This window comes from Flavobacterium sp. C4GT6, from assembly GCF_036347315.1.
In the GTDB taxonomy this organism is placed as follows: domain Bacteria; phylum Bacteroidota; class Bacteroidia; order Flavobacteriales; family Flavobacteriaceae; genus Flavobacterium.
The window spans coordinates 311,349-335,884 of record NZ_JAZGZU010000002.1; the positions used below are offsets into that span (position 1 = coordinate 311,349).

The following is a 24,536-nucleotide window of genomic DNA, read 5'->3' on the forward strand; positions in this document are numbered from 1 at the left end:
TTATGATTGTTTTAAATTTTTACTTGTTTTTAGTAGCCTTCTTTGCAATCGGTTTCTTTTTTTCCTTCTTTTTGGAAGCCGCTTTTGTAGCCGCAGCAGCAAGAGCAAGAAGTATTAAGCCGCCAACTACTATTTTTGTTGTTCTCGAATTTTTAGAGTTGTTGTTAGGGGTGTTTTCAGGAACATCTGTTATAATTTCTACGTCTAATACTTCATCATCTTTTCCAGTAGTATCGTTAGTTCCTTCTTTAGTCGGAATACCTCCCGTGTTAATTGGCACTTTTGGTATGGTGACTACTCCACCCGGAAATGTTGGTAACGTGATAACACCGCCCGGTTTAGTTGGAAGCTTAGAAGGGCTTAAAACATAATTTTGGCTTATAACCGTTGTAATTGGTGTCTGACTAAAAAGAGGCTGGAAATTATAATTGTTAATGGCAAAATTCACCTCTTTAATTGCAAGTGTAGCCGAACCTTTTACCTTCTCTAATCCTTTTACAGCTGCATTATGTACAACCTCTAAAACAGTATAGATATAGGCGTTTCGCTGTTCCAATGCATTTGCTGATAATCCAGCCGTTTTAGTTGCGTTGTAGTGGTCTTGTATAGCATCTATCTTATTTAAAACAGCGTTTATACCTACGAGTACAGATTTAAGGTCTTTTAGCTGTAGAGCTGCATCCACTTCGTCCAGTAATTTTTCAGCAAAAGGGTCAAATATTAAAACCCATTTGTTTAATATTTGCTGTTCAGATGCCGTAATATTGACCGTTGGTAATAGTATACTTCCGTTAAGTCCGGAATCTACAAGAGAAGTGTCGATTTGGTCTGCAACCCAATTAAAGCCTGCTTGTACATCATCGGCCAACCATGCTAAAAGAAAACTTCCCTTTAATTTATGGTACATCTTTTCACCTACATTCCTGATAACACCACCGAGCCATTTACCTACTCTGATTTTTTTTCCGAAAATACGAAGGCCTAAACCCGGTATTTGTTCCGGGCTGTAAAAGCCCTGTTTTACTAAATTCATTACTTTTTGCTTTTAGAAGTTGTTTCTGTTGATGGTTCGGGATCGTCGTCTGTTTTTTCTTTGGCTTTAGCGGGCTTATCTTTCATTTCAGAAAACAGTATAGCAGCACCGGCACTGAATATCATAAAGCCTGCAATACCACTACCTATACCGGCTTTAGTTACATTGTTGCCCTGATTGTATGGAACTCCTGTTGATGGGTCAACATTATTTCCTGGGTTATCGTTGTTGTTACTGGAATTGCTGTTTGTAAAAGAGGCTACAACTGATGTTATTCCCTGAAGGAATTGCCCTAAATCAAAGCTTTCCTGTGAGTGGTTTGATGAAATGTACTGTGTAACAACAAACTGCTTTACTTCAGTAGTGTTAGCCTTTGGGGTTAGTTTTATTACCTTTAAAGGTTGAACCTGTGTAATATCACTAAGAACATCAAAAGAGATAGGAATATCAAAGGTGTTGTTAGGAACACTATCTGTGGTAGTAGAAATATCAAAATAGTATCTTAACCATTGTTGGAAGCCAGTGTAAACAATGTTATAGTAATAGATACCCAAATCTTTATAAGCGTTTACAGCTGCCCTTGAACAACTTGATTTCCAATTGCCGGATGCTTTTAGTTCTGAATGGCTTTTTATCTGAAGGGAAATCCTGAAAAGAGCATTTACATTATCCAAGAGAGCATCGTCGCCGTACCTTACTGACATATTTGCTTTGTAAAACATATCATCAAAGGCCATTGCAACGTTAGCAAGCGTTTGGTTAAAGTGGTTCATGTTTAGAGAACCTCCTATACATGAAAAATTCCATGAACCGGAGAAAAGCCCTTTAATATCGTTGAGAGATACACCCGCAACGAGTGGTTTATCCATAACACCATTCATACCCGGGTGCGCGCCATTTAGGCCGTAATGTTCCATATCCATAAATAAATCACTGTTTTGTATATATGCTGATTCCTGAAGCGTTGCAACTGTTCCGTCAATTACGTAGTAACCTTCTTTAAGCTTGCTGTTTTTTTGATTTTTAGGTACAACTATGTACACGTGTGTCCATAAGTCAGGTAAAAAACTGGGTTGTTTTATTCGCCTTATATAATGCTTAATACCGAGGTTAGTAAGAATACAGCTTGCAATTATTGAATAACTTTTACAGTCTATCCCATCAAATCGGCTAAGCCATGAACATGAAGGGCTTCGGAGATACTGGATAGCTTTATCTGCTTTGTACTGAAAATGGTCATAGCACCATTTATGTATTTCGTTGCAGGTTCGTTGCAACGGTTTATTACTGAAGTGTTCAGCAACCTTTGACATTTGACCGTAATACTTATTAACCATAACTGCCATTTCATCTACTGAAAAATCAGTTGTACCTTTACCAAGAAAAGTGGCTTTGCAGTTGGTTTTTGGTATTAGCTTATCAAACTCGTAACCGGGTTTAACCTCTCTATGTAGTAAGTAATCAAAATCGTTCATTGGTTGCTGAATCACATTGCAAAGATGGTTTAGAGCGATTTTGAATTGAGAGCTTTTGTAGGGATAGGGGATACCTAAATACTTTTTGTAATTATTTGATAATTAATGTGAAGTTGCCGGGTTTAGTTCTAAAAAGTTTTTAAGAGTAAAATTACAATAGCTATTTTTTTATTTATTTCTATATATTTGAAAATAAAACCTTACCGATATGCTTTCTCTACAGCAAAAAGAAATTCTGAAGAACATATTAGCTCAATTGAATCTCATAAATATTGATCTTATATCAACTCACTTATCCAATAACCAAAAAGAAATATTTATTGATACGTATACTTTATCGAAAAAAAGTTTAAAGTTGTTAATAGATATTGAGGTTGAATTTCGTTTTTCTGAAAGGACTTATGGCTCTTTGCTTACTGTTTTTAATAGATTCATTAATTTTCTGTATTACTTGCAGGCTAATTCATTAGATAAAAAAGAGAGGGCTATTCCTCTTGTGTCTAATCATGAGTTAAATAAACATAGAGATGCATTAGAAGCTCTGTTTAATGTACTTTCTAAGATTGTTACAATAATAGCTAATGGAGCCTTCGATTATGATAATAATGTTTTTCAACATTACCTTAATATAATAGATGGTATATCTGATGGTGATGACGTGAAAAAAATAGAATTAGATCAATCTTTAAGAGAGTCACAACAACTATATAAATCATTAGAAGCACAAGTAGAGGAATTACGAGCCACAAATAAAGATTTGATTGAAAGCACCAGATTAGTAACTCAAGCTGCTATGTTTAATGAAGCAGCAGAAAAAAATAAGAATGAGTCTTATTTTTGGATTGCTATGATATTTGTTTCAGTGGGTATTTTTATATGGATAATATTCCATTTAATGAATAATTTTTGTTTTGACATGGCTTGCTATATGCCTGAGGAGTTAAAAAAGTTTAATTCAGTTTGTGAAACTTGTGGGCAAAGTGTACTATGGTTAGAGATTATTAAATCAATAATATTTAGATTGTTGATAATTTCTTTTGCCCTGTATTTAGTTACTTTCTGTATTAAAAACTATAATGCAGCAATGCATAATAAGACAATAAATAGGCATAGGAATAATTCATTTGCAGTAGCGTTTCATTTATTCAATAACACTACATCTAAGAATAAGGATGAGATTTTATCTAAAGCTGCTGATTCAATATTCCAATATCAAAAGACAGGATATTATGGAAAAGATAATCAGCCTATTAATCCTAACGTAATTCAAAATATTTTTGATAAACTTAGTAGTAAATAATTATTCTAATGAGCGAAGTTTTTGAGTCTATATTTAAATACTTAGCACTTGCTTTAACAAGCTGGTTTGCTGTAGAGCCTTACTTTTCTAATAAGAAAAAGAAGAAAAAGAAGAAAAAGAAGAAACAGAAGAAAAGAACTAAGTTGGGTAAATTTTTTGATGGAAACGGTAAACTATTTGTAATTTTAATTTCAATATTGATTGCTTTTATTCTTCAAATCTTAAGTGATAATGTTCAAAACGATAAAGAGGAAAATTTGCGTGAACAATTAAGCTCTCAGGATTTGCAATTAAAGGGACAAAAAAGAAAAACTGATTCTATTTATAATTTACTGGCAAATACAAGGGATTCAATCACAAATAGTATTGAGTTTAATAAGGTAAATTTTGATAGTGTTAACTTAGCTCTTTTTCGAGCTAATTCCCTTAATTCAAAACTGATTGATGATGTTTATAAGTATAAAAAACAGACTGTTTCAGCTATAGATGGCTCTGGTTATCCCGTTGTCCATCTAGTTAACTTTGAAAAAAATAATTTAACTTTTGGATTGGAAGTTAAAAATGGATATGCTTTATATGAGACTGATGTTGATATGTATAAAATGGAAGATTTGGCTCAGTGTTATGATTTTAAGAAAAAGGATACAGTAATTAGTTATGAATGTAATAATTCCTACGTAAGGCAATTGGCGATTGGAAGTAATTATTATAAAAATAGAACATACAATTTTACATACTTGTTGAATATTAAATATTTACCTCAGTTTTTTACTTTTAGAACTTCATCGAGACATTCTGTGTTTATTCAATATTCAATTTTATACTATGATAAAGATAAACATATACCAATACATTCATATCAGATATATAGGCTTGATGCAAACCATGAGTACGTTTTTATTGAACAAGATGGAGTAAAATATGACCAAGAAGTTTGGGAAGATCATTTTTTTTATAAACGTCGTGTAAGAATTTTAAGAAATAATAATATTGATTAAATAAATTTTATTCCTTCACCTTCCACATTACAAAAAGTTCTAAGTCTGTGGCAAGTTATAAAACTGACCTTAAGGAGGTAGTAACTAGCTTTTGCATAACATGGGGTAGGGTGGAGTATTCAGAGTTGAGAAGGTATAGTGTTTAGTTAAGTGATGATTAACTCTATATTAATGTGTGTAAATCTATTTATTAATTTTACTTTGAAATTCTTTATTCCATTCTGGTCTGATAGTTATAATATAGTGACAAAGAGCTCTTTTTATTTCAGCAGTTGCAATCGCTGAAATATGATTGTTTGAATCTTTTTTTTCAAAGTAATATCTTAATTCTTGAAATGATTTATTGTTTATTTCTAAAGCTTTATTTAAAGTTAGATGGACTCCATTAATGGTATATCCTCTAAACTGCTTAAGTTTATAAACATATGCATAAAAATATTTTTCAACATTCTCTTGTGCTTCAGAAGATAAGTCACTGAATAAACTTGTTAATTCATGTCCTGACCTAAAAAAATTATTATTTTCGATTGCTACAATACATTTAATATAAAGCTCAATAGCGAATATTTCATTAACTAAAAAAGGTGTGTCTAAGGAAACAACTAATGAGATTTTTTCTTTTAATTTTATAGATGCGTAATCAAAACCGGCTGCAGCAAAAAATAACTCTTTAGGATTAGTCTCAATATTAAATTTAGTGTTATGAGGTTTTGAATGAGGTTCTTTCATAATGAAGTGGTGAAAAGAATTAAAAGTTAAAAGCAACTTAAAAGTATAGAAGGGCGGTTTAAGTTTATTATCTTTATAATAAGTAAAGAGAGTAGTGCCAGAGAATTGACCATTAATTTATCAATCACTACCCTCTTTGCAATTTAATGCATTACCTGAACCAAGCGGTTCATGCCTGTGCTACTACACAGGCACCCAAATAGGAAATGGTCTCCTTTTGGCTCTTATAGTAACCCCATTTCTCACATAGGACCACCTAAAGATTAGCTTGTGTTCAACTCCGTTGATAAACTTTGTCATTGTTATACGGTTTAAACGGGGCGGGTTAATAAACGTTATTCCTGTAAATAGCCCCTGTCATTACAGGTCGCTACCTTATAGGTAACTAAAACCCTCCGATGTCTGGACATCGGAGGGTTTGTTTTTTCATCTAGTAGAGTACTTCGATAATAGACTTACTATTTCCATAATCAACCTTAGATTTTAGGAATTAGTGCTATTTAAAATAAATTTGAGTAAACGTATTAACGTTTTACTTCAAGTACTTATCGTAGGTGAGAACTACTCAACCCACTAGATGTCCGTATGTTTTGACAAATAATCAACGCTGTGAAATTAATGAATATGTTGGTTAATTGAGCTGTTTTTTTAAAAAAAATAATATTTTTAATGATATTTAAGTAGAAATACGTAGTGCTTAATACGTGTTTTTACGTATTAGATATCTTTTTAATACATATATCTTCATTCTTTTATCCTCCACATAAAACAAAGTCCGAAGCCGGTGGCGAGACAACAAAGTGACCATATTGCAGTATTGCAATTACCAATTGCAATGGATGTTGCAACGGTAATTACTACCGCTGCAACCGTTGTTATTATTTTAGCTGTTTTTAGCATGTTTATTAGTATTTATATCCTTTGGGTAGTCCGTATGTTTCTACAAATTCAATAAGCTCACAGTTCCAAATCTGTTGTTCGTAAACAGGTCGGTTAGGAGGTAGGTTGCGGTTATCTGCAATTATGGCGTTTATTCCTTCCCTTATTTGGCGTTCGGTCATGCCGCTGGCTAAATACAATGACATTAACTGTTTCTTTTTCATAGCGTGCGGCAACTTCAGTAAGTTTACTTCTTGTGTGTTCATATCGGTTAACCGGTTTAGTTGGTGATTAAATATTCTTTAGTTGGTTATCAATTATAGTTTTGTATTTTTCTGCTACATGATCTTCGTAAGGAGAGCGGTTCTGTCCTGACCACATAAAACATTTGAGTAGTGTAGCGGCTTCAGATACCTTTAGGTTAACTGTAAATTTTTCCTGAACCCCTTCAACCTTTTTCCTGAATGTTAACCATAACCTGAAGCTTATATCTATTGTAGAGATTACATTTAGGAAATCTTCTATTTCAAGGCCTTGAACGGTAGATGTTAAAGCATCTGAATAAAGTAATACCTGTTCCTGCATTACTTTTATTTCGTCCTGTTTTACTTTAATTAGATTTATATTTTTCATCCTTTGTACTCTGCTATTAGTTGTTTGGTTTTGTTGTCGTAGAATTGCAGTACTTGTGCAATTCTTGCGTAAGTGCTGTTTTGTAGCCTTCTTAACATTCCGTCAATAATTGTTTTTTCAGGTTTGTTTTTCTCTTTTTCAAGGCTGTACCAAGTGATGTTTTTTTCTCCCGGCTTAGTAAGTATTACAAGCTTTATACGGGCGGTGTTTTTGTCGAAAATTGGCATAGGTTATGGTTTAAATGTTAATTCAAGATTTTTAAGGGTTTCCGGCAATTTTGCGTAAAACTGTGCTGGTAGATTATTCTGTACATAGTCTATCAAGTCCGGGAGAGCTATTTTGTTTTTTAGGAATCTCTTGATCTGATTTTCGTATTTTTTAGCGTGGTTGATGTCCTGTAGCCTTAAAGCGGCCTTGCGTTCCATCTGTCTTTTTTTAACCGGTGCGCTTTCCATGTATTTTAAATGGTTTTGCCATGCTTTTTTAGTGTACTCAAATCCGATTTCCTTATTCGTTTTGCGGGTTATATCAAAGTAATTTGAGGGGTAAAGAGGTGTTACACCTGTACGCATGAACCATTTTCGGGCGTGTTCAAGTCTCCATCTTATTTCCTGAATTGAATCGAATACACTGGCTTTGTTGAATGGTAGCCCATTGTAAGTGCGGAATTTATTTTGCATCCAGTGGTTTAAGGCATTTTTCCAACATCCGGGATATATAGTAGCATCCCTGTACAGCTTTGTAGCAGTTTTAAACAAATCCTGAATGAATAGTTCAATATATTCTTCGTTGGTAAGTGTCCCGGAAAAAGCTTCTTTCTGTAGAATCCTTATGTCAATAGGGATGTAGTTGTTATAATCACCATCCGATAGGCCTAACGCCAGTTCATGGCGGTGGATAATACGCTCTCGTAGTTTATCACTTAAAGTTTTTTCTTTTTTAACATCTTGCGCCGCGCCGCCCACCGGTGAATTTTCTACATTGCCCCCAGTGTTCTTGTAAAAAACGGTCTTGTAGTGAAAAGAGCCTGTGACCGGAGGGAACTCCTTATCACCAAAGGAGTGCGTAGCATCCTTACTTTTCTTATATTCATCTTTATATGCTCCTGTAGTTTCATTGGTATCCGGAAACTTTTTCCCTTCTTGGGGGGTAACAGGTTGATTTTCAGTAGAGGCGTATTTGTTAGTTTGAAGGTCGAAAATTGCTATGATTTCAGGATTTAAAACCACTTTTACACCTTTTGTATGGCCTTCAAAACGCGAATTAACGAACACTCCTGCCTCTTCTAATCTCCTTCTATGGTTACGTACCGTTTTAGAGCAAATAGCTAAGCTGTGAACGTTATTTCGCTTCAGGTTGGTAAGGAAGTAGGCATTAACATCTAAATCCTGAATAGGGCGAAGGGTGCGAACGCCTAAGCCCATATATTCCCTGTTACGCTTCATTAATTGTGAATTGTACACGTGTAGCATATTTTGAAAAATCTGCTCTGTAGAGTATTTTACAGTCTGTATACGCCTTTTTAAAAGTAGCTTTTGTAGTTCGGCCGGTTGTTTTTCAATCTCTTTGTTGTATTCCCGATCTGATAGGTTTTTATATCGTTTAGGAAAGAATTGTATAAAAACAGCCTTATCTTCTGTTAGTTTCTCGTTTTCTTTGAGTTGCAACAGTTGTTTAACTTTATCATTATGGCTTTTTATAGCTTCATTTTCCTCGTGTGTACGGGTATTATATTCTGCAATAAAAGCCCGGTAGTTATTCATCGTTTTAGAAAATGCTTCGTCAGTAAAAGCAGGGTAAACAGCTTTGATGCAGTTATCAGCTGCAATATTCCTCGCTACTTCCTTTATGCTTTGTTTTTCTTCTTTTTGTTGGGGAGTACCAGCACCAAAAAGGTTAATTGCTAATTCTCCAAACTTTAAAGTTTCCTTACTTCTCATTACTCTTTTTTTTAACCTGTCCGCTGCGGGTACATATAGCACCCGCGAGCATCAAGGGAATTGAGCGTACTTTGCTCCCAGTGCTGTTATTTCTTAATGTTTGATGATGTCTCTATAAGCTTGATTTTGATAAATCGGTTTTCGGGATTTACATTGATGAAAACCGGCTTTATATCATTGCTTTTAAAGCAGTCAAGTGCTTTTCTGTAGTTCGTGTTTTCGCTGTCCGAAAACATAATGTGCAGCATGGTTGTTTTATCTTCCTGCATATGGCCGGTTATTACGCCGGCCACACAGGATAAACCTGTAAGAAGTAGTACAGGTTTTTGTAATAGAGTAGGAATCTTTTCCAGTACCGGGAAACTTCCCAATACTTGGTTAAAGTGACTATTTTCCATAATTAAAATGTTTGGTTCAGGGTCTTTTGCAACGGTTCGTTGCAACGGTGGTATTATTAGTGTGTTATTTCTTTTTGAGTAATAAAATTTTTATTAGTTTTGTCTTAATTCCATAATTAGCCGTTGCAACCGGCTAATTTGGTTTCAGGGCAGGCGAGGGTGGTACCTCGCCTGATTTTTTTTATACAGGGGTTAATGAATTAGCAAATTTTTTTGCCTTCCTGTCGTTTAATATCTTCAAAGCCATTTCTTTATATTCTTGTATTAGGTTATCCATATTCTCGTTAACCTTCTTAGTTTTTTCCTTTTTGGTCATACCCAACATTAAGAATAGCCTGTTTTTCTCCTCTTCCGGGAGAGCCTGAATAACGTTGTATGCAGTTTCGGCTTTCAATTGGTTTATAACTTGTTTTCTTACTAAAAATGTTAAAGTGGCATGGTTTTTATTCTACACCATTGCAACGGTTATGCAAGGGGAGAGTTAGAATAAGATTTTACAAATAGGATGTTCATTATAGTTGATTTACCGAGGTTAAACTCATCCATTAAAATTGGATAGGTTTCTCTACAGGTCATTATTACTTTAAGGTCTTCATATCTACTCAATATTTTTTTATTGCGGCTCAATTTCCTTTCGTTTACTCTTTCTTTGGTCGTTGCCATATTGCCTTAATTATTTAATGTCTATATTTATAAAGACAAATATAGCACAAATAACAATAATAATTACAATTTGTAGTAATTAATATTACAAAAAATAATATGAATAACTTTATAGGTTTGAATATTAAGTACTTATGTGATAAGAATTATTTATCGCAAAAAGAGTTTGGAGATCTGTTTGATATTAAACAGTCAACAGTTGCCAGCTATGTAGGAGGTCGGAGTAATCCGAACGTTGAAACTATGCAACGTATTTGTGTTCATTTTGAATTAATGATAGATGATTTTATAAATAAAGACCTAAACGCCGCACAATACACTCAAAAAGAAGTACCCGCCCAAAAGCAACACGTTAGTGTTGCAAACGAACAGAACACACCTTACAACCACGAAAAAGATGCTTTAATAGCTGCGCTGAGAGAAACTATCGATACCCAAAGAGAACTGATAGCAACCTTGCGCAGTCGGCTTGACAATACTCAGACGAAAGCGTCATAATTATTGAATGGAAGGTGTTTAAGAATTAAAATCAATTAATTTTTAATAAACACGAATGAAAAACCTATTACTTACAGGATTAATTACAATTACATTATTTTCATGCAGTAGTGACGACAACAACCAGCCAAGTCAAGATAAGATTATTGGATCATGGCAAAAAACAAGCTTAGTTGTTGAAGGAGTAAATCAGAATTTGAGCAACTGTCAGTTGCAAACAGTTTATAATTTTAATGCTTCTCAAAATAGCTTTTGGAGTAATATCTATGAAGAAAATTTTGAAGGTGAATGTACGCTGTTTACAGAGGATGGAGATTGGGAAAAATTGAGTGAATCAGTTTACACCGTTTACACTGAATCTGAAGGGACTGTAAACTATGAAGTTGAATTTCCTAATGATAATACTTTGAAGTTAACCTATAATGATGGTTCAGTAGAGCAACCACATTTGGCTGTAACTACTTTTGTAAGAGTAGATTTATAAAGAACAGCTGAATACAAATTAGAATACGATTAATAAAATTTATATATAACAAAGCTAGTAAAACCGCTTGTTTTTATTGCGTTTTCGGGAGAATTAAAATTCATAACCCTGAGGTCACGGGTTCAACTCCCGTCTTCGCTACTAAAAGTAGTAATAGGCTGTAAGTGTTTCACTTGCAGCCTTTTTTGTTTTTTGTCATTTTCAGAATAGAAAAATATTCGGTTTTATCGATGTTTTTTTTGCTTTCTCAACTTCTAAATTAGACTTTTTGATACGCTTTTTTTATTTGTTTATTCCAAACCATTCTTTTTAGTTATAGTTATTTAATTGATAGTCTTGAAAATGAAAAGAATAATTTTTCATTTTCAAGACTATCATAATTTCATTTTTATATTATTTAAAATGTGAATATATATGTTTTTTAAGACTTGTTATTTGTTATTTAAATTAAAATTATCCTTTTTTAATTAAATTATGGTTTTATTTCTTAAAAATAATGTAAAAAAATAACACTACAAGGTAACTTTGTTAGTGAGTTAACAAATAAAAAAATCTTACAAGATTTAACAGATTAAACTGGTTATATTTGTTAAACTCCTACTTTTTGTGGGGGTATATATTGAAATTACGCTAATTAATTTAATCAACTAAATTTTGTTTCTATGAAGTTAAAATTACCACGTTTTCTATTTACGTTGGTTCCTTTAATGTCACTTGGTGTGGCTGCTCAGGAATACGTACACCTGGACGTAACGACCGGGTACAATCATGATGTTGTGGCAAATGGTTCTGCCACTTCTATGGCATCTACGACTATCGAGGTGGACAACGATAGTTATGCTTTTTTAAGTACTGATTTCCTTTCGCCGGGGGGTAACTCATATGCGAGTGCACTGCCGGCTACCGGTTTAATTAACTCAGCCGCTACTGCCGGCTTAAGTTATCAAATGGCTCCGTTTGACGAGAATAATACTATGCGTATACCAACTACTTCTACAAGTTTAACGGCAGTATTCTCAAATCAGATAATGGCTAGTCAGGTTTTTCTTCTGGCTACTTCAGGTAGTGGTAGTGCAACAGTTACAATAACTGTAAACTTTACAGATGATACTTCACAGCCGGCAACAGGTGTTGCCATACCAGATTGGTATAGTGGTACATCGCAGCCCACTGCTGCTTCTGGTTTTGGTCGTGTAAACCGTAATACAGATGGTATTGATACACCATTTGGTAACCCAAGGTTATACCAATTAACTGTAAATATTGATGAGGCTAACCAGGGTAAACTAATAGAGAGTATTGAGGTAACTAAAACCTCTACTGCTGCAGGTGTAGTTAACGTTATGGGTTTTAGTGCTAATGCAATACCTACATGCCCGGCTCCGCTAGGCATTACTGCTACATCTACTGCAGATAGTGGTACAGTATCATGGTCTGACGCTCCGGTTATTCCAACAGGAGGGTATGACTACTACATGTCTACATCACCAGATGCTCCAACGGCGGAAACAGTTGTTACTAACGTAGCTAATACTGTTAATGAGGTTACTTTTAGTGAACTTACAGTAGGTACTACTTACTATGTATGGATTAGATCTAACTGTGGTGCGGAAGAAGGTAGCTGGGTAATGACGAGTTTTACTACAGGTCAAATGTCTGTTACTTACACAGAAGGTGATGGTAGTACTTTGTATAATACAACTGTAAGTGCTAACTCTACTACTCCCTGTCCTACAACAGTATCTGTTGATGTTCCTGCAGGATATCAGGTGGCATCTGTAGATGTTGCTTATTCAATGACTGCTATAAGTAATGCATGGAGATCTGAGCAGCGTTCTCTTCTTTATTGTACAACAACATCTATGGGTGAAGCATCTGTAACATCTGGTCCAGCAATAAACTCAGCAGGTACAGCTACTTATAGCCGTACAGGTCTTAGTATTGCTGACGGTGCAACAGGTACTGTAGAATTTGAATTGAGAGCATGGAGAACATTTGGAGGTTCGGATTGTGGTACTGACTTCAATAAAGTTGACAACAATACTCTTGTTGTTACTATAACTTATGAGCCTTTTGTTTGTGAATTAGAGGCTCCAGAAGCAGACGATCAAATCGCTTGTGGAGGTATAGGTTTTACAGTTTCTGATTTTGTTGTTACAGGATCTGGTAATGTAGACTTCTATTTCTATGATACTATCGATGCTCCTGAGCCTTTAGATCCGGAAACTCTTGTTGAAGAATCAGGTACTTATTATGTTTCTCAATATATAGGAGATTGTGAGAGTGACAGAACAGCATTTGAAGTTACTCTTAACTCGGTTTCTGCACCAACTGCTGATGCTGAGCAGGAAGTTTGTCCAGGTTCATTAATTTCTTCTTTATCTGCACAGGCAGATGAGGGTGGTGTTTTATTATGGTTTACATCTCAGGACGCTCCTGCTCCTGTAGGTACTAATACTGAACTTGAAGAAGGTGCTTCATACTGGGTAACACAACAAATTTCAGGTTGTCGTGGTCCAAGAGTAGAGGTTGTTGTTTCATTTACAGATGTTCCGCTTCCGGTTGCTGAAAATCAGGAAGTATGCGAAGGTGCTACAGTTGCAGATTTATATGCTGATGCTCTTGAAGGTGCCGAACTACATTGGTATGCTACTGCTGATGCAGAGTTTGCATTAGGTCAAAATACGGTTTTAGTAGAAGGATCTTACTTTGTTTCTCAAACTCCGGAAGATTGTGGAGAAAGTGATAGGGTAGAAATAACTGTATCATTTACTGAAATTCCTGTACCTACAGCTCCTGAAAACCAGTCGCTTTGTGAAGGTGCTACAGTGGGTGATTTAATGGCTACAGGTATAGAAGATGCTGCCTTAAACTGGTATGCTACTGCTGATGCCCCAACCCCGTTAGATGATGAAACGGTTGTTGAGGCAGGTTCTTACTTTGTTTCTCTTGTTCTTGAGGGATGTGGAGAAAGTGAAAGGGTTGAAGTTGTTGTTGACTTTAACGAAATTGCAGCTCCGGCTACAGAGACTAACCAGTATTTTTGTGGTAGTGTAACTGTTGATGAACTTTTTGCAGAAGGTATGGCAGGTGCTACAGTACAATGGTATGAGAGTGAAGAGGCTACTGAGCCAATCGCTGCAGGTACTACACTTGAGCCGGGAACTTATTTTGCAAGGCAGGTTGTGGCTGCAGGATGTGTAAGTGCTGCAAATGATACTCATGTGTTTGTTAACGCAGTTCCTGATGCTCCAACAGGAGATGATTATCAGGAGTTTGAATCAGGCGCTACACTTGAGTCTCTTGACTTTACAGTGGCAGAAAATGCAACTGTAACTTACTATGTAATGAACGAGTCAGATGAGCTTGTGGAAGTAGAAGCAGGTGCTGAATTAATGGATGATACGGTTTACTATGTAACTCAAACTGTTGAAGGTTGTGAGAGTGAGCCGCTTGCTATAGAGGCTGCAGAACTTCTGGGTGTTGCTACTTTTGAGTCTGCCGGACTTAAAGTATTCCCTAACCCGGTAGAAAGTGTTTTAACGGTTACCGGTAACGTTACAATTTCTCAATTAACTGTGACTAACCTTTTAGGTCAAAAAGTTGTGGAAGTTAATGTAAACGGTACAAATACCGAGCTTAATGTTTCTTCATTACCACAAGGTACTTATGTACTACAGGTAACAGGAGATACAGGAGCTTCTTACACTACTAAAATTATCAGAAAATAATATACTTTTAAACTGATATAAAAAAGGACGCTTATTAAGCGTCCTTTTTGTTTTGTAAAGCCCTATAATACTAATTTGTGAAAATTGCATACAGGGCTTTTGCTGTATCTAACGTATGACTTTTAGTTCGGTATTGTAAGCGTGTTGTTGTATACTTTCGTTTTGTGTTGTTTCAGTATATTTAATTTTAAACATAGAGCGTATTATAGTTACGGCACTAATAAGGCTTATTAAAAATACTGTAAGATGAAGCATTTTGAATATTAGGTAATTTGGTTCTCCGGATTTGGCAAATTCTAAGGAAAGGTTATATCCTGAAATTGCCATTAGTACAGCTGTAGGTATTAGCAATATCAATTTCATAACAATAGTTTTTTTGATTTGTATACTGCAATTTCGCTCTTATAAATCATAATTTTCGCTAATCATTTACTAATTAATACTTAAATTTTTTTATTGTAATGGGTTAGTTAACAATGTGATAAAATTACATGTGACTGATTGTAGTAATAATGTAAAATCTGTTACGTTTGTATTAATGTATACGTGCTACCAAAAGATGTAGTAAAGAAATTTGTAATTTTAGGGAAGAATATGAAGCTGAACGAATACAAACAACTAAGTGAAGAAAAGCAGTATGATATACTTTGGGATAAAGGTGTTTTGATAGATGCCTGTATGCAGGGAAAAGTAAAAAAACTGCTTTATGCCATAGACAATTTTTTTGTTGAACTATGGTGTGATGTTTTTTCTAATAAAGTACTTTGGAAACTAAGTTTTAAGCAGGGTAGACTCTTGGAAAAATATCTTGACAAATACCCTTTTGAATTTAATGATATTATAGAGAAGGAATAAAAAAGGCACTCAATGAGTGCCTTTTTTATAAAATAAATATGTTTTAATCTAAATTGATGGAGTTTGAAACTTTAGTCAACATAATATTGTTTGGTATATTAAAGTCAGGTTCATTAGGCTCTCTAACTCCCTGAGCTTTTTTAACTTCCCATTGAGCTGTTGATCCTAATGGATAGTTAGGTGTGAAAATAAATTGCTCTTCAATGAATCCTCTTTGGTTATTTACTGTATTGTCAATTATTGGTCCTCCAAATGATTGTGAGTAACCACTACTCATATCTCCAAAGTAGACAGCATGAGGCCAGTCTATACCACTATTGTGAACTTCTTTTTTAGAATTATATACTATTCCTGTTTGTTGTCCGTTGCTGTCAACTGTAATCATTTTGTAGTGACCTAACATTATATTGTTTGAGTCTATCCAAATAGATAAAATGAATTTTTGATTTCCATTTTGATGCTCCCATGTTCCGGTATATGGATTCGCTTGTGCAAATACATTGGTTGCGGTGAATAATGCAAGTGTAATGGTAAATACAGTTAAAAAAGCTTTTTTCATTTGTAGGTGTGTTTTGGAATATGATATTGGTATGTAATTATTTTACAGGAACAGCTTTGTCTGTTAGCCAGGTATAAAGGCGCTTGGCATCTTCTGTTTTAAATAGTCCTGTTCCCGGGTTCATGGTGGCGGCAGTACCACAGGCAACTCCCATGCATGCCATTTGTGCAGCAGTTCCGTTTTGTGCAATTATAGAAACCATGCCGGCAACCATGCTATCTCCGGCTCCTACTGTACTCAGTTTTCTAACCGAAGGGGCAGGCACATGTAAACATTCGTCTTTAGTAACCATATAAGCTCCCTGTGGTCCCATAGAAACTACTATCATTTCGGCTTTTCCTTCCTCAATAAGTTTTTTGGCGGCGTCATCGGCACTTTCATTATCAAGGTTCTCAATACCTGTAAGACGGCTTAGTTCGCCCAGGTTTGGTTTTAGCAGGTATACGCCCTCTTTAAGTATTTCGGTTAGAGCATCGCCCGATGTATCGGCAACTACCTTGGCATTATTCTCTTTAGCAATTGCTGTTATTTTTCTTAGTATATCAGGATTAGTACCGGGAGGTAAACTGCCGCTTATTACAACTATTTCCGGAAACGGACTGTAGTTGGCTATGGTTTCAAGAGTATTATCTATTTCTTGCTGAGTTAGCGGCTCTCCAGGCATCCCGAAACGGTACTGTTCGTTGCTGTTGGTGTCTACAACCGTAAAGTTTTCACGGGTTTCTCCTTTTGTTTTTACCGGTAGTATGTCTACATGCTCTTTCGTAAGCAGGTCTTCAAGCAGTTCGCCTGTACGTCCGCCGGAAGTAAATAATGCGGTTGATTTGATATCAAGGCGTACCAGTCCGCGTGATACGTTTATACCTCCGCCTCCCGGTTCATATTTTGGAGGGGCACAACGCAGCTTTTTTTCGGGTTTAATATTTTGTACCTCACTGCTTTTGTCTACAGTAGGGTTTAGGGTAATGGTAAGTACTTTCATTAAGGTATAGCTTATTATTTTAGATAAGGGCTAAATTACCAAAATGATTATTTAATGCAAGTGATTGCAGTAATTTGTAATAATAAAAAAATGGAAGGTGTGTGGGAGGGGTTATCTTAGAAAACGTTCTAAGATGCTGTACTCGTTACTTAGCTCTATGTAGTAACAGTTTTGTGGAATCTCAACATCAAATTTTGAGATTTGCTTATCAGTGAAGCCTCTTTGCTTTAGTTCTTCATGGGTGTGCAGTAAAACGGGTTCGTCGCCTACATAGTAGAGGTTGGCGTCATTTCGGCTAATTTCTTTAACCTTGCCTGATATACCATAATCCATAGAATTATAAAACAAATCTTTTTCAAGCTCTTCCTCAGATAGCTCATTAATCCACGCTTTAAGATCTTTTAGCTTCATACGCTATGTAATTTTTAAGCTTAGCCGTGGGGGACTAAAGTTTGTTTGTAAACATTAAAGTTCGGGGTAAAACTATTAAAAATTTGTTAATTTTTTATTAATTAAAGCAAATTTTATGTGCTTAAATTTGTTCTATGGCTATAAAATTATACTTCTAAAAGTTAAATTAATACTGTTATTGCTTATTTTGAGTAAGTTTTGATGTGTGTTTGGTTAGTATTTAGATAATTTTCTTCATGAAAGGTAAGTCGTATAATACAGGTAAACAGCTGCTGCATTTTTGTGTTTTCATAATGAAGGCTGTATTTTACCGAAGAATTAGGGCTAATTAAGATAAGGTTAAATACGGTTTTTATTCAATAAACCTTTTGTTTAAGCGTTATATTAGTACACAAAAAATATAGAGCTTTCAAAATGAGGGATTTTAAATGAAGAAATTAGATGTTAAGCACACAGTATACCATGTTTTGGTTGCTGTTTATTTTTTATGGGTAATTGTAATAGGTATACTGGTGGCTATGGCTATGTATAACTACATTAATACTCTAGATGCCGGGCTTAACCAGGTGTTTTTTAAATGGATAATTTATAACTTTTTAACGGGTACTATGTTGTTTGTGGTGATAAGGATGTTTAGGCAAAACAAAAAACTTAATAGGGTTGTACTTTATAGTTATACCTTTATGCTAGGAGTATCGGTTACTACATTGCTGATGATAAGGGGATAACAAAAAACCGCCACATGTAATGCAGCGGTTTTTAACCAAATAAACAATCTAAAATAACCTAACCTTTTTATGAAGATTTTATTATTAGATGCAAATAATGTAAAAAGGTTGCTTGGGTAAAGAAAATATTTGTGTACTTTGTAATTCGATGATCCTGTAGCTGATTTTTAATGAAGTTACAGGGCTATAATGTATATTTGCGTTTATTTTTTAATGAAGAATGGATAAGAAAAGCGAAGAATTTTATAAAAGACTTAAAGAAGAACTTGAAAATACTACGGCTAAATGGCCAACAGAATATTTATTTAAGTTTATAGTGCCGTCTCAGCCTCAAAAAATTGAGGAAATTGAAAAGGCTTTTGACCAAATGGGAGCTGTTATAGAAACAAACCAGTCCAAAACAGGTAAATATACCAGCGTTTCTATAAATGTAAGAATGAAAGATTCCCAGTCGGTTATAGATAAATACATTGAAATGTCGTCTATAGAAGGCATCATTTCACTATAAAAACACACAAAATGGAATACAATCCTGATAACGCCATAAACGCCTTAGAATATAATTCTGAAAGGCCTAAACTGATTATTCCCGAATACGGAAGACACCTTCAGAAGCTTATAGAACAGGCAGTGGAATTAGAAGACAGGGAAGAGCGAAACAAAGCCGCAAAATATATTATCTCGGTAATGGGAAGCCTTAACCCGCATCTTCGTGATGTGCCCGATTTTCAGCATAAACTTTGGGATCAGATTTTTATAATGTCTGATTTTAAACTTGATGTTGATTCGCCATACCCAATACCATCTAAAGAGATGCTGGAGCAAAAGCCGGAAAGGCTTGCTTATCCGCAAAACTTCCCTAAATACCGTTTTTACGGTAATAATATTACCAATATGATTGCGGTAGCTAACAAATGGGATGACGGGGAGCTTAAAACAGCCCTTATAATGGTAATCGCAAACCATATGAAAAAATCATACCTGAGCTGGAACAAAGATACCGTGAAGGATGAAGTGATTTTTGAACACTTATTGGAACTGTCGGGAGGGAAAATAAACCTTCTTAAAACAGATGAGGAACTGTCCAATTCTACTGACCTGATGAGGGTAAATAAGAAGAACAGCAATAAAACCCAATTTACCAGCAACAGTAAGCAAAAAGGGCACCGAAGCAATAATAATAAGAACCAAAATAATAAGAACAGGAAATAACCTCAAAAACGCCGCATGGGAACATTTAAAATTGAAGGTGGAATACAATTAAAAGGTGAAATAACCCCTCAGGGAGCCAAAAACGAAGCATTACAAATATTATGTGCAGTGCTTTTAACCCCCGAAAAAGTTACTATAACCAATATTCCCGATATTATTGACGTTAACAAGCTGATTAAGCTGTTAGGGAATTTAGGTGTTAAAATAGAAAAGCTGGCACATGGTGCCTATACTTTTCAGGCAGATGAGGTTAACTTAGCTTACCTTGAATCAGAAGGTTTTAAGGAAGAGGGTAAATCGTTAAGAGGATCTATAATGATTGTTGGTCCGTTATTAGCCCGTTTCGGTAAAGGATATATTCCAAAACCGGGAGGTGATAAAATAGGACGCAGAAGACTTGACACTCACTTTGAAGGATTTATCAATCTTGGTGCTAAATTCCGTTACAACAGAGAAGATTATTTTTATGGTGTAGAAGCCGACAGGCTTAAAGGTACCTATATGCTTCTTGATGAGGCATCGGTTACCGGTACGGCAAACATTATTATGGCTGCTGTACTTGCCGAAGGTAAAACTACAATATATAACGCAGCCTGCGAACCATACCTGCAACAGCTTTGTAAGATGCTAAACAGTATGGGGGCTAAAATTACCGGGGTAGGATCTAACCTTATCGAGATAGAAGGCGTAGAAAAACTGGGCGGATGTGAGCACAGAATCTTACCTGATATGATTGAGATAGGTAGTTGGATTGGTCTTGCTGCCATGACCCGAAGCGAAATCACTATTAAGGATGTAAGCTGGGATAATCTTGGTGTAATTCCTAATACCTTCAGGAAACTGGGTATTACTCTTGAGCGTAGAGGTGACGATATTTATATTCCTGCACACGAAGACGGTTACGAAATTCAAAACTATATTGACGGGTCTATACTTACCATTGCAGATGCTCCGTGGCCTGGTTTTACCCCCGATTTGTTGAGTATTGTGCTTGTAGTGGCTACACAGGCAAGAGGTAGTGTTTTAGTTCACCAGAAAATGTTTGAAAGCCGCTTGTTCTTTGTTGACAGACTGATAGATATGGGAGCTAAAATCATTCTTTGTGATCCGCACAGAGCTACGGTTATTGGGCACGACTTTAAATCACAGCTTAAAGGTATCATGATGTCATCACCAGATATCAGGGCCGGTATCTCGTTACTTATTGCAGCACTTTCTGCAAAAGGTACAAGTACCATTCAGAACATTGACCAGATAGATCGTGGTTATGAAAGAATAGACGAAAGATTACGTGCTCTTGGTGCTAAAATTACCAGAGAAGCATAATTTTTACTACAATATGAATTAAAAGGCTGAAGTTATTCAGCCTTTTTTTGTTAAATTTGGTAACAACCATTTTATCAATGATTAAACGTATTACATATGGTGTAATTTTTGGCTCTGTGCTTATCATTACCGGAGTAGTATTTTTATGCGTTTTTATAGTTTTTCCCGACAAGCTTCAAGAGGTTCTGACTGAAAAAGAGCCTGTGTTTATTTGCGGAACATCAAATCCACCACAGAAGTCGGCTAAAGGGATAGAAATTATGAGTACAAACTGTGCAGCCTGTCATAAAGTAAATGGTGATCTTGGCAACGGAGCACTTAAAGGAATTGATAAAAACTACAGTGCAGCTTTTTTAATGGGCTACATAAACAATGAGGATTCTCTCATTAAGACTAATAATAATATTGTAAAGCGACTTCATAAAAAGTATGGAGAAAACGATTACAAGCACAAAAACGAATTTACTAAAGGGGAAATAGAAAGTCTAATCTCTTATATAGTATTTTACCAAAACAACAGAAAATGAAAAGCGGATTATTATTTTATGAGAAACAACAGTTTAGGCAATGGTGGCTTTGGGTACTGCTTGCTGTAATAAACGTTGTTATGGTGTATCCGCTTATTATAAATTCAGATATTGTAAGGCTGCCGGCGCTGGTAGGAGAAACGGTTTTACTACTGATTACTTTTTGGCTATGGCGTTTAGCATTGGTCACAAAAATTGATAAAAAAGGGATTTATGTAAAATTTGAAAGCTTTCACAGAAATTTTAAATTTTACGATTGGAAAAATATCGACTACTGCGAAATAAAAAAATACAATCCTATTATGGATTATGGCGGATGGGGGATAAGGATAGGAGCTTATAATGTGTCGGGTAATACCGGAGTTTTAATATATTTTAAAGATGGTAAAAAACTTATGCTGGGCACAAATAAGGAAGAAGAACTATTTGCTGCGTTAAACCAAATAGAATCAAAAAATCCCTCCTGAAAAGAGAGGGATTTTTTTTGTGTAAAACTGATTGGTTGGATTGATGACTGAACCCTTTTTTCGGGTTTATATTTATTGAATAATATCAAGGAATTTTAAACCGAACATTACTCCGTCAGTTACATAGCCACTACCTTGGTATGATCTAACATAGTCTATTCTAAACATTCTGAATTTACCAATACCTACGTTATCAAACCCGGCAGTAAACTCATGGTAAGGAGTGTAGTTTGGAGTGGCAATACCGTGATACCCTACAACAAGATTCCATTGTAGCTTGTTCAGTAAAGGAACTTTATTCATAAGGTAGCCTTTAAAGTTGTGCTCAATATGACTTTCAAAATAAGAATCGTTTGCGCTGTGAGAGTAGTATGGTAATAGGTTAAATGCATTGGTGTTACTGTTACCCGAATTTACGTGTGTTTGATTACCGTTAAAGTGTTTGTAGTCCATAAACGCAATATTATCTGCATTGAAGAATTTACCTGCTTTAAGGTTGATGCCAAAATCCCCTTTGTTACCTAGTGTGATATTGTAATACGTTCTTGCAGCTATGAAGTCGTATTCATACTTACTGTCGCTGGCTGCAAAAGCCTTGGTGTACTGTAGTGAAATAGTAGGGTAGTTGGCAGTATTTACATTAAGTTTACCATCGGGTCTTGTAATGTATTTTTGACCAAAACGAATGGTAGCACCTATGTTAGCTTCCATTAAGTTATGGGTGTCAAAAGCAGGTGTAGTATAATCGTTTGGGTTCTGTGGATTGTTTGATGTATAATCGTGGTCGTTTTTAATAAGTACGTAGTCGGTATTATTGAAGAGTTGCTTACGCCTTGAATACTCAATGTTTGCTCCCATAGTAAGCCCTGTGAATATCTCCCTTCCATAGCTTAATCTGGCAAAGGTTTTATCGTAAAGCTTCATATAATTGTCTTTAAATAGTAAAGAGCTTATCATGTTCATAGCCGGAGATATAGGCTCGCTTGCATTAAACTGCTCTACAGTATTACCTCCTGTAAGGTAGAAAGTGCCAACTTTGCCAAAACGATGTGTAAACCATCCGTTTACCCTTAAACGATCTTCGGCTATACCATAATTAAATTTAGCACCAAAAGAAGTGTATTTCTTTTCGTCAGCATCATAATGCCTAAAGGAAAGCCCTGTATTAAATGTCCATCCCTGTACTGTATTGAATATGGGTACTTTTAAAATACCGTCGTACGAATAGCGGTTGTGTTTTTTAGAGTCTCTGTAGCTGTAGCCGCTAATAATGTCAAAAGGACGGAATTTATTATACTTTCGGTCTAATGAATCAAGATATTCAGGCGATTTGGTTACGGTATTAATACTGTCTTTCTTAAAATAATCCTTTACCTCTTCTTCGGTTAAAGGGATAGGTCTGGCAGTTTGCCAGTATAGTGAGTCTTTCTTGTTAGAGTCTTCTTCTATATACACAATTTCTTTCCCGAAGGTTTTTTTATCAAAATGATCGTGGAAAACATAATTGCTGTAAACATGAGTAAATGTACCGGAGAAAGTCATTCCTAATATTCCGGCTTTAAAATCAAATATCTGGGAGTTTTTTGCCCAAATCCTGCTACTGGTATTAAAACTGAAATTTTGTTTTAAATTCAGGTTTTCCAGTATTGGCTGTTGCATTCTGTAACCTTTAATGTCAAAGTCCACGGCATATATTGCCCAGGTCTCGTTTACAATGTAAATGTAGCCTTCAAAAACAGGTTCCTTATCGCGTTTTGGGGTTACCTGTATTTTGTTTATCAGGTTATTGTTGTCGTCAAAAAAGCTACCTTCCAGTTTAAATTTATAATAATTAAAAGCATTGTTTGCTAAAGGCGAAATCATTTTCAGGTCAAACTCCACATAGTTGTTGTAAAAGTTATAGTAGGTTCCCAGTGCGGTATTGTAGCTAAATCCGTTATCGTCGCCACTTATTTTTGAGGCGATAATTCTTTCCTTTAAGTTGTTAGGTTGTTCAAAAGTAATTTTAGATACGGTTTCCGAAAGGTATAATACCCCCGCTCCGGTAGAGTCCAGTATTTCTCCTTCCATTTCCTCTTTTACTTTTATTCCCATAATCTTATCAGGAACATCTTTTATGCGGAAAATACCTTTAGAGTAAAAATCGGCTTCAAAGCGTCCTGCTTTTTCCGAGTTTTCTTTTTTGTGGGCTATGGCCTCCCTTATAATCCTGTTGGCAGGATTTTCGGTATTGCTTATAACCACTTCATTAAGAGTGTAGGTTTCATCCTGTAGGGTTATATTTAGTGTGTAAGGGAGTGAGGTAATGTTTACTGTTTCTTTTCTGGTTTTAAACCCTATCGATTGGAATACCAGTGTGTAGTTTCCGGTTTTTTTAATGCTTAGTTCGTATAATCCGTTTTCGTTTGCAGAGGTGTTATTATAAGTGTTTTCAATACCTATGCTGGCAAAAGGTACGGGTTCGCCATTCGCAGAGGTTATTTTTCCTTTTATTTGGGCAAAGCAAGTTGTTGCAAACAGTAGTAGTAAATAAGTGGTTACTTTATGCATTGTTTAAAGGTTAAGGTATAATAATAGATTATTGGTTTTATTAGTAGACGTTTTAAAACTAAAAATGGTTGTATGAAAATTCTTTTTTTTATGATTAAGACTTGGAGAAGTATATTTTGTTACACTTTGAGTGTGCTTTATAGCGGATGATTATTGAG

Annotated in this window: 27 protein-coding genes; 12 read left to right on the forward strand and 15 right to left on the reverse strand. The window is 35.3% G+C overall.

Features of this window, described 5'->3' with window-relative positions:
• Positions 1–19: 19 nt before the first annotated feature.
• Positions 20–1,033 carry a hypothetical protein gene (locus V3Z67_RS03780; RefSeq protein WP_330442041.1) on the reverse strand — a complete coding sequence of 338 codons (1,014 nt, stop codon included), beginning with the start codon at positions 1,031–1,033 and terminating at the stop codon, positions 20–22.
• The gene (locus V3Z67_RS03785) at positions 1,033–2,508 is read right to left on the reverse strand and encodes a hypothetical protein (protein WP_330442042.1); all 1,476 of its coding nucleotides are present in this window, start codon (positions 2,506–2,508) and stop codon (positions 1,033–1,035) included. Before V3Z67_RS03785 ends, V3Z67_RS03780 begins: the two co-directional genes overlap by 1 nt.
• A gap of 208 nt (positions 2,509–2,716) precedes the next feature.
• Here V3Z67_RS03785 and V3Z67_RS03790 point away from each other — a divergent pair, with 208 nt between their 5' ends.
• Together V3Z67_RS03790 and V3Z67_RS03795 are read left to right on the forward strand one after the other, a co-directional pair.
• Positions 2,717–3,808, forward strand: coding sequence for a hypothetical protein (locus V3Z67_RS03790; protein ID WP_330442043.1), 1,092 nt, complete (start codon positions 2,717–2,719; stop codon positions 3,806–3,808).
• Between the two features lie 8 nt (positions 3,809–3,816).
• Positions 3,817–4,806 carry a hypothetical protein gene (locus V3Z67_RS03795; RefSeq protein ID WP_330442044.1) on the forward strand — a complete coding sequence of 330 codons (990 nt, stop codon included), beginning with the start codon at positions 3,817–3,819 and terminating at the stop codon, positions 4,804–4,806.
• 183 nt (positions 4,807–4,989) lie between these two features.
• Here V3Z67_RS03795 and V3Z67_RS03800 read toward each other — a convergent pair whose 3' ends face one another.
• From V3Z67_RS03800 to V3Z67_RS03835, 8 genes are all read right to left on the reverse strand, one after another.
• On the reverse strand, positions 4,990–5,535 hold the full coding sequence (locus V3Z67_RS03800; protein WP_330442045.1) for a hypothetical protein: 546 nt from the start codon (positions 5,533–5,535) through the stop codon (positions 4,990–4,992).
• Positions 5,536–6,440: 905 nt separating this feature from the next.
• Positions 6,441–6,680, reverse strand: coding sequence for a hypothetical protein (locus V3Z67_RS03805; protein ID WP_330442046.1), 240 nt, complete (start codon positions 6,678–6,680; stop codon positions 6,441–6,443).
• Positions 6,681–6,705: 25 nt separating this feature from the next.
• A complete protein-coding gene (locus tag V3Z67_RS03810; RefSeq protein WP_330442047.1) occupies positions 6,706–7,047 on the reverse strand; it encodes a hypothetical protein in 342 nt (113 codons plus the stop codon).
• Positions 7,044–7,274, reverse strand: coding sequence for a hypothetical protein (locus V3Z67_RS03815; protein WP_035130336.1), 231 nt, complete (start codon positions 7,272–7,274; stop codon positions 7,044–7,046). Before V3Z67_RS03815 ends, V3Z67_RS03810 begins: the two co-directional genes overlap by 4 nt.
• Positions 7,275–7,277: 3 nt before the next feature.
• Positions 7,278–8,987 (reverse strand): hypothetical protein, encoded by a 1,710-nt coding sequence (locus V3Z67_RS03820; RefSeq protein WP_330442048.1) that lies wholly within the window; start codon positions 8,985–8,987, stop codon positions 7,278–7,280.
• Between the two features lie 86 nt (positions 8,988–9,073).
• Positions 9,074–9,385, reverse strand: a complete 312-nt coding sequence (locus tag V3Z67_RS03825; protein WP_330442049.1) for a hypothetical protein — start codon at positions 9,383–9,385, stop codon at positions 9,074–9,076.
• Between the two features lie 181 nt (positions 9,386–9,566).
• On the reverse strand, positions 9,567–9,779 hold the full coding sequence (locus V3Z67_RS03830; protein WP_330442050.1) for a hypothetical protein: 213 nt from the start codon (positions 9,777–9,779) through the stop codon (positions 9,567–9,569).
• A 71-nt stretch (positions 9,780–9,850) separates the two neighbouring features.
• Complete coding sequence (locus tag V3Z67_RS03835; RefSeq protein ID WP_157482133.1) at positions 9,851–10,048, reverse strand: hypothetical protein; 198 nt, start codon at positions 10,046–10,048, stop codon at positions 9,851–9,853.
• A 99-nt stretch (positions 10,049–10,147) separates the two neighbouring features.
• Between V3Z67_RS03835 and V3Z67_RS03840 the strand changes: the two genes are divergently transcribed.
• The 3 genes from V3Z67_RS03840 (at position 10,148) to V3Z67_RS03850 (ending at position 14,761) form a co-directional block, all read left to right on the forward strand.
• Positions 10,148–10,546: a helix-turn-helix transcriptional regulator gene (locus tag V3Z67_RS03840; RefSeq protein ID WP_157482134.1), complete on the forward strand. Its 399-nt coding sequence runs from the start codon at positions 10,148–10,150 to the stop codon at positions 10,544–10,546.
• Positions 10,547–10,601: 55 nt separating this feature from the next.
• Positions 10,602–11,030 carry a lipocalin family protein gene (locus tag V3Z67_RS03845; RefSeq protein WP_330442051.1) on the forward strand — a complete coding sequence of 143 codons (429 nt, stop codon included), beginning with the start codon at positions 10,602–10,604 and terminating at the stop codon, positions 11,028–11,030.
• Positions 11,031–11,692: 662 nt separating this feature from the next.
• A complete protein-coding gene (locus V3Z67_RS03850) occupies positions 11,693–14,761 on the forward strand; it encodes a T9SS type A sorting domain-containing protein (protein WP_330442052.1) in 3,069 nt (1,022 codons plus the stop codon).
• Between the two features lie 108 nt (positions 14,762–14,869).
• On the opposite strand, the gene V3Z67_RS03855 is transcribed toward V3Z67_RS03850, so the two are convergent.
• Positions 14,870–15,124 (reverse strand): hypothetical protein, encoded by a 255-nt coding sequence (locus V3Z67_RS03855; protein WP_330442053.1) that lies wholly within the window; start codon positions 15,122–15,124, stop codon positions 14,870–14,872.
• A gap of 231 nt (positions 15,125–15,355) precedes the next feature.
• On the opposite strand from V3Z67_RS03855, the gene V3Z67_RS03860 reads away from it, so the two are divergent.
• Positions 15,356–15,616, forward strand: a complete 261-nt coding sequence (locus V3Z67_RS03860) for a hypothetical protein (RefSeq protein WP_330442054.1) — start codon at positions 15,356–15,358, stop codon at positions 15,614–15,616.
• A 43-nt stretch (positions 15,617–15,659) separates the two neighbouring features.
• On the opposite strand, the gene V3Z67_RS03865 is transcribed toward V3Z67_RS03860, so the two are convergent.
• From V3Z67_RS03865 to V3Z67_RS03875, 3 genes are all read right to left on the reverse strand, one after another.
• Positions 15,660–16,175 (reverse strand): hypothetical protein, encoded by a 516-nt coding sequence (locus tag V3Z67_RS03865; protein ID WP_330442055.1) that lies wholly within the window; start codon positions 16,173–16,175, stop codon positions 15,660–15,662.
• 37 nt (positions 16,176–16,212) lie between these two features.
• On the reverse strand, positions 16,213–17,157 hold the full coding sequence (locus V3Z67_RS03870; RefSeq protein ID WP_330442056.1) for a 1-phosphofructokinase family hexose kinase: 945 nt from the start codon (positions 17,155–17,157) through the stop codon (positions 16,213–16,215).
• A 111-nt stretch (positions 17,158–17,268) separates the two neighbouring features.
• The gene (locus V3Z67_RS03875) at positions 17,269–17,568 is read right to left on the reverse strand and encodes a hypothetical protein (protein ID WP_330442057.1); all 300 of its coding nucleotides are present in this window, start codon (positions 17,566–17,568) and stop codon (positions 17,269–17,271) included.
• 428 nt (positions 17,569–17,996) lie between these two features.
• On the opposite strand from V3Z67_RS03875, the gene V3Z67_RS03880 reads away from it, so the two are divergent.
• The 6 genes from V3Z67_RS03880 (at position 17,997) to V3Z67_RS03905 (ending at position 21,828) form a co-directional block, all read left to right on the forward strand.
• Positions 17,997–18,296, forward strand: a complete 300-nt coding sequence (locus V3Z67_RS03880; RefSeq protein ID WP_330442058.1) for a hypothetical protein — start codon at positions 17,997–17,999, stop codon at positions 18,294–18,296.
• Positions 18,297–18,516: 220 nt separating this feature from the next.
• A complete protein-coding gene (locus V3Z67_RS03885) occupies positions 18,517–18,804 on the forward strand; it encodes a DUF493 family protein (RefSeq protein WP_035130375.1) in 288 nt (95 codons plus the stop codon).
• 11 nt (positions 18,805–18,815) lie between these two features.
• Entirely contained in the window at positions 18,816–19,508 is a 693-nt protein-coding gene (locus V3Z67_RS03890; RefSeq protein WP_330442059.1) for a DUF4290 domain-containing protein, read from the forward strand.
• A gap of 15 nt (positions 19,509–19,523) precedes the next feature.
• Complete coding sequence (murA, locus tag V3Z67_RS03895; RefSeq protein WP_330442060.1) at positions 19,524–20,834, forward strand: UDP-N-acetylglucosamine 1-carboxyvinyltransferase; 1,311 nt, start codon at positions 19,524–19,526, stop codon at positions 20,832–20,834.
• Positions 20,835–20,911: 77 nt separating this feature from the next.
• On the forward strand, positions 20,912–21,361 hold the full coding sequence (locus V3Z67_RS03900; protein WP_330442061.1) for a c-type cytochrome: 450 nt from the start codon (positions 20,912–20,914) through the stop codon (positions 21,359–21,361).
• Positions 21,358–21,828 carry a hypothetical protein gene (locus V3Z67_RS03905; protein WP_330442062.1) on the forward strand — a complete coding sequence of 157 codons (471 nt, stop codon included), beginning with the start codon at positions 21,358–21,360 and terminating at the stop codon, positions 21,826–21,828. Before V3Z67_RS03900 ends, V3Z67_RS03905 begins: the two co-directional genes overlap by 4 nt.
• Before the next feature lie 72 nt (positions 21,829–21,900).
• Here the strand turns inward: V3Z67_RS03905 and V3Z67_RS03910 are convergent, their stop codons facing one another.
• A complete protein-coding gene (locus tag V3Z67_RS03910; protein ID WP_330442063.1) occupies positions 21,901–24,378 on the reverse strand; it encodes a DUF5686 and carboxypeptidase regulatory-like domain-containing protein in 2,478 nt (825 codons plus the stop codon).
• Positions 24,379–24,536 lie beyond the last annotated feature (158 nt).